Annotated in this window: 12 protein-coding genes; 8 read left to right on the top strand and 4 right to left on the bottom strand. The window is 39.3% G+C overall.

Annotated features, from left to right (window positions below):
• Positions 1–2: 2 nt before the first annotated feature.
• Positions 3–608, bottom strand: a complete 606-nt coding sequence (locus T7867_RS07600; protein ID WP_322300027.1) for a superoxide dismutase — start codon at positions 606–608, stop codon at positions 3–5.
• Between the two features lie 38 nt (positions 609–646).
• A complete protein-coding gene (locus T7867_RS07595; protein ID WP_322300026.1) occupies positions 647–1,093 on the bottom strand; it encodes a nucleoside deaminase in 447 nt (148 codons plus the stop codon).
• Positions 1,094–1,172: 79 nt separating this feature from the next.
• Here T7867_RS07595 and aspS point away from each other — a divergent pair, with 79 nt between their 5' ends.
• The 8 genes from aspS to T7867_RS07555 are packed head-to-tail and all read left to right on the top strand — an operon-like array spanning position 1,173 to position 10,877.
• Positions 1,173–2,918 (top strand): aspartate--tRNA ligase, encoded by a 1,746-nt coding sequence (gene aspS / locus T7867_RS07590; RefSeq protein WP_322300025.1) that lies wholly within the window; start codon positions 1,173–1,175, stop codon positions 2,916–2,918.
• 50 nt (positions 2,919–2,968) lie between these two features.
• Positions 2,969–5,041 carry a GAF domain-containing SpoIIE family protein phosphatase gene (locus tag T7867_RS07585; RefSeq protein WP_322300024.1) on the top strand — a complete coding sequence of 691 codons (2,073 nt, stop codon included), beginning with the start codon at positions 2,969–2,971 and terminating at the stop codon, positions 5,039–5,041.
• 20 nt (positions 5,042–5,061) lie between these two features.
• Positions 5,062–5,406 carry an STAS domain-containing protein gene (locus T7867_RS07580; protein WP_068218501.1) on the top strand — a complete coding sequence of 115 codons (345 nt, stop codon included), beginning with the start codon at positions 5,062–5,064 and terminating at the stop codon, positions 5,404–5,406.
• Complete coding sequence (locus T7867_RS07575; RefSeq protein ID WP_273514330.1) at positions 5,396–5,809, top strand: ATP-binding protein; 414 nt, start codon at positions 5,396–5,398, stop codon at positions 5,807–5,809. Before T7867_RS07580 ends, T7867_RS07575 begins: the two co-directional genes overlap by 11 nt.
• A 5-nt stretch (positions 5,810–5,814) precedes the next feature.
• A complete protein-coding gene (locus tag T7867_RS07570; protein ID WP_273514331.1) occupies positions 5,815–7,728 on the top strand; it encodes a foldase protein PrsA in 1,914 nt (637 codons plus the stop codon).
• A 59-nt stretch (positions 7,729–7,787) separates the two neighbouring features.
• The gene (locus T7867_RS07565) at positions 7,788–8,597 is read left to right on the top strand and encodes a peptidyl-prolyl cis-trans isomerase (protein WP_322300023.1); all 810 of its coding nucleotides are present in this window, start codon (positions 7,788–7,790) and stop codon (positions 8,595–8,597) included.
• Positions 8,572–9,912, top strand: coding sequence for a peptidylprolyl isomerase (locus tag T7867_RS07560; RefSeq protein WP_185101204.1), 1,341 nt, complete (start codon positions 8,572–8,574; stop codon positions 9,910–9,912). The genes T7867_RS07565 and T7867_RS07560 overlap by 26 nt, the downstream gene beginning before the upstream one ends.
• A 2-nt stretch (positions 9,913–9,914) precedes the next feature.
• Positions 9,915–10,877 (top strand): AAA family ATPase, encoded by a 963-nt coding sequence (locus tag T7867_RS07555; protein ID WP_273514333.1) that lies wholly within the window; start codon positions 9,915–9,917, stop codon positions 10,875–10,877.
• Here T7867_RS07555 and T7867_RS07550 read toward each other — a convergent pair.
• Positions 10,874–11,734, bottom strand: a complete 861-nt coding sequence (locus T7867_RS07550) for a 3-hydroxyacyl-CoA dehydrogenase NAD-binding domain-containing protein (protein WP_322300022.1) — start codon at positions 11,732–11,734, stop codon at positions 10,874–10,876. The genes T7867_RS07555 and T7867_RS07550 overlap by 4 nt on opposite strands.
• On the bottom strand, positions 11,731–12,750 hold the full coding sequence (pheS, locus tag T7867_RS07545) for a phenylalanine--tRNA ligase subunit alpha (RefSeq protein WP_068217507.1): 1,020 nt from the start codon (positions 12,748–12,750) through the stop codon (positions 11,731–11,733). The genes T7867_RS07550 and pheS overlap by 4 nt, the downstream gene beginning before the upstream one ends.
• Positions 12,751–12,812 lie beyond the last annotated feature (62 nt).

Genomic DNA, 12,812 nt, shown 5'->3' with positions numbered 1-12,812 from the left:
AATTACTTCCCGTTAGCGTAACGCTTACTTACTTCTTCCCAGTTAATAACATTGAAGAAAGCTTCAATATAATCAGGTCTTCTATTTTGATAGTTCAGGTAATATGCGTGCTCCCAAACATCTAAACCAAGAATTGGGTGACCACCACAACCTACATTTGGCATTAGGGTGTTATCTTGGTTAGCAGAAGAACAAACCTCTACTTTTCCTCCTGGGTGAACACAAAGCCATGCCCAACCAGAACCAAACCTAGTAGCAGCTGCCTTAGAGAAAGCATCTTTGAAACCATCGAATGAACCATAAGCTTCATTGATAGCATCGGCTAATTCTCCTGAAGGAGCCCCACCACCATTTGGCGACATAATAGACCAGAATAAAGAGTGGTTATAGAACCCACCACCATTGTTTCTTACTGCGCCATTATCGCTGTGGTTTGCCAATAAATCTTCAATACTCTTACCTCCCATTTCTGTACCGGCAATAGCATCATTCAACTTACTGGTGTAACCTGCGTGGTGCTTACTATGATGTATCTCCATTGTTCTTGCGTCTATGTGCGGCTCTAGCGCATCATAGGCATAAGGTAATTTTGGTAATTCGAATGCCATTTTTTCTCTGATTTTATGATTATACAAAAATTAGACTTTTATCTAAGCCTAGCAAAAAACTGCCTCAACAGTTCTTCGCTTTGGCTTTTTAACAAGCCATGGTCTGTTTCTGTTCGTGGATGTAAGATTTTTTTAGGATGAAGCGAAAAGCCTCTTTTTGGGTCTTCCGCAGCATACACCAATCTACCTAACTGAGCCCAAAATAAAGCTCCTGCGCACATCACACATGGTTCTAAGGTAACATATAAAGTACACTCATTCAGGTATTTTCCGCCAATGGCATCGAAGGCCGCTGTAATAGCCAACATTTCTGCATGAGCTGTCACATCAGTGAGTTGCTCAGTCATATTATGCGACTTGGCAATTATTGTATTTTCCACAACCACTACCGCACCCACAGGAACCTCCCCCTTTTCATAGGCTATTTCTGCCTGTTTGAGGGCTTGTTTCATATAGTGTTCGTCTGAATGAATACTGAGACTCATAGAATTTGTTTTCAGTTCAATATTAAGCCCAATTGCTAAAACTATTACTAAATTTGCCACTCATTTTTAAGACAAGAGTATGCTGAGATCACACAACTGCGGAGAGCTTAGAGAAGATCATGTAGGACAAGAGGTGACCCTTTCCGGTTGGGTTCAAAAAATTCGCGACAAAGGAGGCCTTATGTGGGTAGACTTAAGAGATCGTTATGGAATTACTCAGCTCACCTTTGAAGAAGGTAGAACCAAAGCAGAAGCCATTGAAACTGCGCGAAAGCTAGGCCGAGAATTTGTTATTCAGGTAAAAGGCAAAGTGGTTGAACGCTATGCGAAAAATGACAAAATCCCTACTGGTTCTATCGAAATAGATGTTGAAGAACTCACCATTCTAAATGCCGCCAAAACCCCTCCTTTTGTAATTGAAGACGAGACAGATGGGGGTGAAGACTTAAGAATGAAGTACCGCTACCTCGACCTAAGAAGAGGTACTGTAAGAAGAAAGTTAGAATTAAGGAGTCAGTTGGCTATTGCTGTCAGAAATTATCTTTCAAACCAGCAATTTGTCGAAGTTGAAACGCCTGTCTTAATCAAATCTACTCCAGAAGGGGCAAGAGACTTTGTAGTTCCTTCTAGAATTAACCCAGGAGAGTTTTATGCTCTTCCTCAGTCGCCACAGACCTTTAAGCAGCTGCTCATGGTTTCTGGCTTCGATAGGTACTTCCAAATTGTGAAGTGTTTCAGAGATGAAGACTTAAGAGCAGACCGTCAGCCAGAATTCACACAGATTGACTGTGAAATGTCTTTTGTTGATAGAGACGATGTGCTTGACACTTTCGAAGGAATGACTCGTCATTTGTTCAGCTCTATTAAAGAGGTAGAGTTAGGCCAATTCCCAAGAATGAGCTATGCAGATGCCATGAGCAAATATGGTAGCGACAAGCCAGATGTTCGTTTCGGAATGGAATTCGTTGAGTTGAACGATCTAGCCCAAAACAAAGGCTTCAACGTTTTCGATCAGGCAGAATTAGTTGTCGGAATTTGTGCGAAAGGCTGTGCTGAATACACCAGAAAGCAACTCGATGCACTGACCGATTTTGTTAAACGTCCGCAAATTGGCGCCAAAGGTTTGGTATATGTGAAATGCAATGCAGATGGAACATTCAAATCTTCTGTAGACAAGTTCTATACTCAGGAAAACTTAGCAGAATGGGCTCAAAAAGCTGGAGCAGAAGCTGGTGACTTAATGCTTGTGCTTTCAGGCAACACCAATTCTACCAGAAAGCAAATGAATGAGCTTCGTTTGCATATGGGTTCTGAACTTGGCCTAAGAAACCCAAATGAATTTAAGCCTCTGTGGGTAGTTGACTTCCCGTTATTGGAGTGGGACGAAGAAACCGAAAGGTTCCACGCTATGCATCACCCTTTCACTTCTCCGTTAAAAGAAGACATCAAGAAACTAGATACTGACCCAGGAAGTGTAAGAGCCAACGCTTACGACTTAGTTATTAATGGTGTTGAAATTGGAGGTGGTTCTATCAGAATTCATGATAAGGCTACTCAGCAATTAATGTTCAAACACCTAGGTTTTAGCGATGAAGAAGCAAAAGCTCAGTTTGGCTTCTTAATGGATGCCTTTGAGTTTGGAGCACCTCCACATGGCGGTATTGCCTTCGGCTTCGATAGACTTTGCGCTATGTTTGGTGGTTCAGAAACAATTAGAGACTACATTGCCTTCCCGAAAAACACTTCTGGCAGAGATGTAATGATAGACTCACCTTCTGAAGTTGCCGATGAGCAATTAGTTGAGCTAGGCTTGCGTTTACGCTAAGAACTTTACAAATATTAACCGAAAGGTTTAATTTGTAACTTCGGCCGAACATGTCAAAAAGCTTTAAACTTACACCGAAGTTCTACATGAGACTCAGTATGGTACTGGCCATACTGCTATGGCTCATTGTATCGCTTATTGATGTGCTCCAACTACTAGCTCTCAAAAGTGGAGTAGACCTTGGCATTACTAGAGAAGTCCCTATTCTTTTAATGGACTTCTTCTTTGTTTTTGTGGTTATATACTACAGAATACGCATTCGTGAAGAAGATGGAAGTAATTTCGTAGACCTACTGTGGCGGGTATTCGCTACAGGTCTAGTTACCACCATTATCTCTCTATTCTTTAAACTATTCTATTCCAGTATTGGAGATTCAGCATTAGGGCAAAATGAGTTTCTCAGAATCTTTACCCTTGGAGTTAACCAAGCTATTATCTCCATCTTCCTGATTTCAACATTTACCATTTGGAAGAAACTCATCTTATATCAGAAGTCTCGAAGACTCATAGTCTATTGGAATACCTTTGAGTGGCTAGTAATTGCCTCAATCTTTTTTAACCTAACAGGCTATACCCTTCAAGGCAGTCTCGTATTCGAAATTGTTTTTGCAGTAATGACCTTAATGGCCATTACGCTTTCCGGAAATCTTAAATGGGTTGCCTACCTCAACTTTAAACAAAAGTGGAAGTCTATTCTACTTATCATACTCATTACCATTTACGTATTTTACTTCTTTGCAGAATTGTACGTTACTCCAGAAGAGGCTGCCACTTTCTTTAGTCCTATAGATAGCCTTTTCACTATAATTCTCTTCACTTTCCTACTCTTCTATAGTGTATTCTCACTTTTGGTGATTCTCTTTAACCTACCTACCTCATCCGTTTTCGAAAGAAAGATGGAAGAAGCCATCAACTTTCAACGGCTTAGCCAGTCTATTCAGACAGGAGAAAGTGAAGAACAAATTTTCGACATTCTCCTTACTTCTTCCATGAATGCGGTATATGCCGATGCTGGCTGGATTGAAGTCAACAAAGATGAAAACAGCACACAATTCATCAACAAAAACATCAGTAGAGAGAGCATTAATAAAATCAAAGAGCAGATTTTCAGCAGTAAGAGTCGCACGGTTATGAAAAACCCTTTGAGCAGCTCTAACTCAGAAACTGATAGAGTTTTAGTAACCCTTAAGCGCTCCAATTTCAAATCAGTATTTGTTGTGCCGCTAACCGTGCAGAACAAGGTAAGCGGCTTCATGTACTTGCTCAATGAGGTAAGTGACGGCTTCAATAAAGAGATGATCAACATCATCAACACCTTTGCCAGCCAAGCAAGTGTTTCTATTGAGAACTTTAAGCTGATGGGTGAAGCCATTTCAAATGAGCGATATAAAGAGGAACTAGACATTGCCAAAAGAGTGCAGCGCGCGTTATTGCCCGATGCGCTAGATCATGACGATAGCTTCAGCATACATGCCTTTACCATAGCAGCAGCAGAAGTTGGTGGAGATTATTATGACACCTTTAAACTGAGCGACCACAGGTTTGCTATTGTAATTGGCGATGTTTCAGGAAAAGGCACCTCGGCTGCTTTCCACATGAGCCAAATGAAGGGAATCTTTCAGTCTTTGGCTCAAATGGACTTAAGCTCCGATGAATTTTTATTTAGAGCCAACAAGGCTTTGAGTCAATGTTTGGAAAGAACTTCTTTTATTACTCTCACCTACTTTATTCTAGACACCAAGAGCAAGAAACTAGAGTTTGCCAGAGCAGGTCATTGCCCTACGTTGTATTACGATAATAGTAATAAAACTGCAGAGTACTTTCAAAACAAAGGGCTTGGATTGGGTATTCTGAGAAATGACAGCTTTAAGAAATTCATTCATGTGAATGAATTAGAGTTCGATAAAGACGACATTCTAGTGCTTTATACCGATGGTATTTCTGAAGCTAGTAATGCTGAAGGAGAAGAGTTTGGGTTCGATAGAATGAAATCTCTATTAGAAAAAAATGCTCATTACGACCCTGTGATGATCCAGAAAATATTTATAAGCAAGCTCTATGAGTTTTGCGGAACAAAAGATTTGAACGATGACTACACCATGGTGGTGATCAAGTTTAACTGAATTACGTAAGTAAAAGAGAGATGATTGAGATTAAAAAAGAGCAGCACAACAATTACCTGCAACTATCCGTAGAAGGAGAAGCAGATGCGAGCTCGGCAATAAACCTAGACAAAGCAATTAGAGACGCATTTGATGAAGGTCACCAAACCATATTAATCGACTGCACCAATCTTAACTATATATCTTCAGCAGGGCTTGGCGTATTCATGTCCTACATAGAAGAGATATCATCCAACTCAATCAACTTTATACTTTTTGGGCTATCCGATAAAGTTTTGAAAGTATTCGGAATCTTAGGGTTAGACCAACTACTAACAATAAAAGAAAATAAAGAAGAAGCTCTACAGGCATTCAATGGCATATAGTTTCGACATACCGAGCAGTAAAAACAAGCTTAGGCTCATGCGTAAGTTCGTCACCGAAGTGTTGAATTCTCACGACATTCCGGAGATTGAAACCAACATGATGGTCTTGGCCGTAGATGAAATTTGTGCGAATATTATCATTCACGGTTTACAGTCTAACCCTTTAGAAAGCGTTAGGTTAGACATCAGCTTTTCTTCAGAAGGAGTTTACTTTGAGATTGTAGATCGTGGTGATGGGTTCGACATAATCAACTATGACGAACCTAACATTGAGGACCTCATTAAAAAGAAGAATAAAGGCGGCATTGGAATTATGCTAGTAAAGAAAATCATGGATAATATTGAACTAAAAACCTCTCCTGAGGGAAATACTTTAAGGTTGTTCAAAAAAATTGATGCATAACAGTAATGAAAACTTCAGTTTTCGGAGCCATACTTTTAGTCTCCTTTTTATCGCTAGCCAACTTTTCTAGTGCTCAGGTAGTAGCTACAATAGATGGTGAAGCAATTGGTCAAGATGAGTTCCTTTATGCTTTTAAAAAGAACAGAAAAGAAAATGAACCCATCAACAGAGACTCACTTGAAGCCTACCTTAATCAATTCATTAATTTCAAGCTTAAAGTAAGAACAGCACGTGCATTAGGCTTAGACACGTCTTTGGTATTTCAGAATGAATTGGAGGGTTATATATCTCAAATAAGAAAGCCGTATTTGGAAGATGACAGTGCTGAAGAAACTCTGTTAAGAGAGATTTACGCTCGCATGCAGAGCGATATGAATGCATCTCACATTCTACTCAAGCTAGACGCAACGGCTTCTCCTAGCGACACTCTAAAGGCTTATAGTTTTTTAGATAGCCTTAAACAAACCATAGGCTCCAAACAAGAATTTGAAGAAATGGCCAGAAGATTCTCTCAAGACGGTAGTGCAAGGAATGGAGGGAATTTAGGTTGGTTCACAGCTATGCACATGGTGGCTCCTTTTGAAGAAGGAGCATACAAAACTGCACCAGGCAGAGTTTCTGATATTGTCAGATCTAGCTTTGGCTACCATCTTATATTCGTTAATGATAAACGCCCAAATAGAGGTAAAATAAAGACCTCCCACATCTTCTTCACTAAACAAAGAGGGCGAGAGGAAGCATTTCAGCGTGCTCAAACGGTCTATGACTCACTTAAAAACGGTGGTGACTGGAGCACTATGGTTAGCCAATTTTCTGATGATAATGGAACAAAACACAATGATGGATCTTTGCCTTGGGCAGGTATAAAGCAGCTTCCAGATGACTTTCTAGACATTGCCCACGCAATAGATACAGTGGGAGAATATACCAGACCTAAAGAAACTCAATTTGGTTGGCACATTGTAAAACTAGAGGGTTTACAGCCCTTAGAGCCCTATGAAATAAAGAAAACTGAAATTGCTCAACTCCTTAAACGGATGGGAAGAAATAATCTGGCAGAAGAGGCTTTGCTCAAAAAACTCAAGGAGGAAAACAACTTCAGCCAAGATGCAGAAAGTCTTAACAGTATTATTGATGAAATAAGTCAAGCCAGCAAAAGTACAGCCTATGAAAGTGAGCTAAAAGAGAGGGTAATCTTCACTCACGGGCAAAACCAAGTGAAAACAAGGGCCTTTTTAGAATCTCTTCCTGGATTCAACATAAAGTACACCAGGCCTCAGCTTATAGAATTCTATCGAAAGTTCGAGAAAGACTACGTTATAGCTTACGAAGATTCTATTGCACCAGAGAAATACCCAGAGTTCGGATTTCTTATGAATGAGTATGAAGAAGGACTTCTTCTTTTTGAGGTAATGCAAAGAAAAGTATGGGATAAAGCTGCCCAAGATAGTCTCGGCCTTCAATCATATTATCAGAATCATCTCAATCGGTATGTCGAGGGTGAAAGAGTAGAATGTCTGTGCACAAATAACAAATCGGAACAACTCAGAAGTGAACTTTCTGAACTATTCATTCCTTTAGATTCTTTACCGCGGGCCAAATCATACATTTCAAAAGAAATGGGAGATTCTAAAACTGAGGAGTTAAATTTTGCTAAAAGAACTCTATTGGTAAGTGATTTAGCTAATTTTGAAATGGGAAAATCTCAGATAGGAAAGTGGTTTGAACCATCAAGTTTAAATGCTTACTGTTTGGTGCAAAATATTTTACCCGAAGGGCCACAGCAGCTCAATGAGATAAAAGGAATTGTTATGTCAGACTATCAGGAAGAATTAGATAGCCAATGGATAGAAGAACTAAGAGATTCCGCCAAAATTAAAATAAATAAGAAGGTACTTAAGGCCATCAGCAATCGTTGAAAAAATTCTTTTACATATGCATCGCTGTATCGACTCTCCTGAGTTCGTGCGACTACTTTGTGAGTGACTCTAGCCAGAGTACTGGCAACAGTGAAACGCTGGTAGCGAGCGTTGGTAATTCGTACCTTTTTGAAGCTGATGTGGCCAACCTTATTGAGCCCGGCATGTCTGCAGAAGATAGCGCATCCATTACAACTCAATATGTACGTAACTGGATTAAAAAAGAGCTTTTGGTAAAGGAGGCCACAAGTAATGTTCGAATAGATCAATCAGAAATAGAAAGAAAAGTAGCTGATTATCGTTACACACTTCTTTCTTATGAATATCAAAAGCTAAGAATTCAGCAGTTACTGGACACGGCCGTTACAGAAGAAGAGATATTCGAATACTACTCCAACAACCAGGACAATTTCGCCTTGAGGCAAAATATTTTTAGGGGTAGGTTTTTAAAAGTGAATCAACAAGCCCCCAAAAAGACTGATATTAGACGCTGGATTAAATCTTCTCGCCCACAAGATTTAAACGCTCTAAAAGACTATGCTTTTCAGTTTGCCAACAACTATTCTCTAGAAGACTCTACTTGGATAAAGTTTGATGACATAACGAAGAATTCACCTTTCTCCACCATAACCAACAAGATTCAATTCCTAAAAACCACCCGCTACACTGAAGAAACAGATTCTCTATATCTTTACCTCCTCAAAATTGATGACTACAAAATTTCGGAAGAAATCTCTCCGTTGGAGTTTGTAAGAGAAGATATCAGAAACATAATTCTGAATAAGCGAAAAGTAGAGTTGGCAAAGAGCCTTGAAAATGAAGTTTTTCAAAACGCAAAAGAAAATGAAGATTACAAGATATATCGCTAGTGCGGCAGTTATGCTCCTTATGTTTTCTAACGTAAGAGCACAAGAAGGTGAAGTAGTAGATAAAATTATTGCTAAGGTAGATGACAAAATCATCTTAAAGAGCGATTTAGAATCGTCTTATCTCCAATTTTTGAGTAGCCCAGCTGCTGTTCAGTTCGATGGTGATGCTAGATGTTTATTACTCAAGGACATGGTAGAAAGTAAGGTAATGCATGCCATGTCAGAGATAGATTCGATAATTGTTGACCCATCTAGAGTTGACTACGAGATGCAAGGTAGAGCTCAAAATATAATGCAGCGCTATGGTTCTGAAGAAGCCATTCGTCAGGCCTATGGAAAATCGCTAGACCAAATAATGGAAGAGTTGCGCCCTGATATTCAAGAACAACTTCAAATTCAGCAACAGGAACAAAGCATTCTAGCCGATGTTTCAGTGACTCCAAACGAGATAAGAAAACTATATACAAGTATTCCCAAAGACAGTTTACCTCTCTATTCTACAGAATATGAAATAGGTATGATAATTAAGAACCCAGAGGTAGATGATTCTGTAATAGATGAACTTAAGGATAAACTGAGAGGAATCAGAGAAAGGATTATTAATGGTGAGAGTTTCGAAATTATGGCAACACTTAACTCCGATGGCCCTACTAGTGCAAATGGCGGAAACCTTGGTTTCAACCAAAGAGGCACTATGGATCCGGCTTTTGAAGCTGCTACCCTTTCTCTTAAACCAGGGGAAATTTCAATGCCTTTTGAATCTTCTTTTGGTGTTCACATCTCTCAGCTTATAGAAAAAAGAGGAAACGAGTATAACAGTCGCCACATCATACTTATACCTAAGCCAACCCAAGATGATGTTCAGGAAGCCGTTAATTATTTAGATAGCCTTAGAGAGGAAATTATTGCTGAAAAAATATCCTTTGAGCAAGCAGCTAAAGAATACTCAGACGATGAACGCACTAAATCTAACGGTGGTTTTATGTCTGGCCAATTCGGCTCTTTGAGAGTACCAGCTAGCGAGCTTGATCCAGAGCTTTACTTCGAAATAGATAAAATGAAGGAAGGTGAAATTTCAAAAGCCTCTACCATACAAGTAGGTGCTGAAGATGAGTTGGCCAGAATAATTTATTATAGAAAAAAGGTTGCTCCTCACAGAGCCAACCTTACCGAAGATTACGAAAAATTGAAGGCGGCTACCATTCAAATGAAAAAAGACCGAAAACGACAAGAATACCTTCAAGACAAAATGAAAGAAGTCTATATTGAGATAGCTCCGGAATATAACCGTTGCGGTATCATCAATAACCAATAAGTATGAGCAACCCTTCAGATGTGGCCCTTGCCGATAAGTTCTTCGAAGACTTTAAGAGACTCAAGGCAGAAATTTCAAAAGTAATTATTGGACAAGAAGAAACGGTGAACCTTCTTCTTACCTCAATCTTTTGTCAGGGGCACAGTCTTTTGGTAGGAGTTCCAGGCTTGGCGAAAACACTTCTCATTCAGACTATTTCATCGGCCTTAGATTTAAGTTTTAAGAGAATTCAGTTTACTCCTGACTTAATGCCGTCTGATATCTTAGGTGCTGAAACAATAGATAAGGATCGTAACTTCAAGTTTATTCAAGGCCCAATCTTTGCCAATATAATTTTGGCAGATGAGATCAATAGAACTCCTCCCAAAACGCAAGCTGCTCTTTTAGAGGCTATGCAAGAATACTCGGTAACTGTGGCGGGGCAACATTTCCCTCTTGAAAGACCTTTCTTTGTATTGGCTACCCAAAACCCGATTGAACAAGAGGGAACTTACCCACTTCCTGAGGCTCAACTCGACCGTTTTTTATTCAACATAACACTTACATATCCATCTTTTCAGTCTGAAGTAGATATAGTTAAAAACACTACAAGTGACAGGTCTAAAACAGTTAACCATGTATTAGGAGCAAAAGAGGTGATAGAGTATCAACACTTGGTGAGAAAAGTGCCAATTGCCGATAATGTTGTTGAGTATGCTGTAGACTTAGTTCACAAGACAAGATTTGAGAGCGATAGAGCTCCTCAAATAACTAAAGATTATATAGAATGGGGCGCAGGGCCACGAGCATCTCAAAGTTTGGTTGTTGCAGCTAAGTGTAATGCATTGATCAATGGAAAATACTCTCCAGATATTGAAGATGTTCAGGCGGTGGCTAAACCTATTTTAAGGCATAGAATTGTAAGGAACTTTAAAGCTGAAGCAGAGGGCTTAACTATAGATAAGTTGATAAACAACCTACTTTAGTCATATTCATAAAAGCCCCTTGCCGATTTTCTTCCATGATGACCTGCATCTACTTTTTGCTGCTGAATACGTGATGGTCTAAACTTGGAGTCTTGATGAAACGCATTAAACATAGACTCTGTAACCGAATAGTTGGTATCTACACCGATTAAGTCCATAAGCCTAAATGGCCCCATTTTGAACCCACTAGATTCAACGAGTCTGTCGATGCCATTAACGTCAGAAACACCTTCTTCTAAAACCTTAAGCCCTTCTACATAAAAATGCCTAGCCACTCTATTCACGATAAACCCAGGAGCATCTTGGGCATGAACAGGAACTTTACCTAGCTTTTTAGCTAAGTCATATACAGTTTGAGCAACTACCTTATCTGTTGCTGCACCACTAATAACTTCAACTAGCTTCATTATATGAGCTGGGTTAAAAAAGTGCATCCCTACAAAGTTTTGTGGGCGCTTAAGGCCAGCTGCAATTCTTGTAATTGGTATTGAAGAGGTATTCGAAGCAAGAATTGTATGCTCAGAATTAATAGCTTCTAGCTTCTGAAAAAGAGATTGTTTAATCTCTAGCTTTTCTACTATTGCCTCAATAATGAGGTCAGCCACTAATAAATCTTCAGAAGAAACCGTTGTTAGTCTTGCAAGTGTATCATTTTTAAGCTGCTCACTTACCTTTCCCCTCTCTATTCCTTTATCTAAATTCCTTTCCACCGATACCAAAGCTTTGGCCAACATGTCAGAATTGAGGTCATAAAGAATCACATCTAAGCCTGCCATGGCACAAACCTGAGCAATTCCTTGCCCCATAGTACCTGCACCAACAACTGCTACTTTTTTAATACTGCTTAGTTTGCTCATAAGCTATTGAATTGCTTTAGGAATCTAACATCGTTTTCTGTAAAGAGCCTTAAATCCTTAATACCATACCGTAACATGGTAATTCTTTCAATTCCCATTCCGAAGGCAAAGCCGGAATACTCTTTTGAGTCAATACCACAATTTTCAAGAACATTAGGATCTACCATACCAGAGCCTCCAATTTCAACCCACCCCGTATGCTTACAAATATTACAACCGTCTCCATGGCATATTTGGCAGGAGATATCGATTTCGGCACTTGGCTCAGTAAAAGGGAAATAACTTGGCCTAAACCTGATTTGCGTATCTCTATCGAACATCTCTTTCACAAAGTGATAGAGCGTTTGCTTCAGATCAGCAAACGAAACTCCTTTATCTATATAAAGCCCCTCCATTTGGTGAAAAACACAATGAGCTCTTGCCGATATAGCCTCGTTTCTAAAAACCCTTCCAGGTGAAAGCGTTCTGATAGGAGGCTTTTCATTTTCCATTACACGAATTTGAACACTAGACGTATGCGTTCTTAAAGCTATATCAGGATTCTTCTCAATAAAGAAGGTATCTTGCATTTCTCTAGCAGGGTGATTCTCTGGAAAGTTTAAGGCTGTAAAATTATGCCAATCATCTTCTATTTCTGGCCCATTAGAAACGTTAAAGCCTATCCGTTCAAATATCTGAATAAATCGGTTTCGAGTAGCTGTTAAGGGGTGTATAGACCCAAACTCCGTAGATATCGGAGGTAATGTTAAATCAGGATGTTTTTCATCTCCGCCAGATTGACTACTCAAACTATCGATCAAAGACTGAAACTTATCTTTTGCTTGGTTCTTTAAGTCATTTACTGCTTGTCCAAAAGCCTTCTTTTCTTCATTCGGAACATTTTTCATTTCAGAAAAAAGATCGGCTATCACATTTTTTCGGCCAATAAACCTTAATCTATATGCTTCTAGTTGCTCTTGTGACTCTGCAACAAAAGAATCAATCTCTTGTGAAAGCTCCTTTACTTTGTTATTCATGAACTCTTCTTTCCTGATTTTTACACAAAAATAACAGGAGTTAATAATTAACTGGGTTTGAA

This window comes from Roseivirga spongicola, assembly GCF_034376045.1.
Taxonomy (GTDB): Bacteria; Bacteroidota; Bacteroidia; order Cytophagales; family Cyclobacteriaceae; genus Roseivirga; species Roseivirga spongicola.
The sequence above is the reverse complement of the archived record's forward strand: the minus strand, read 5'-3'. Positions and strand labels throughout refer to the sequence as shown.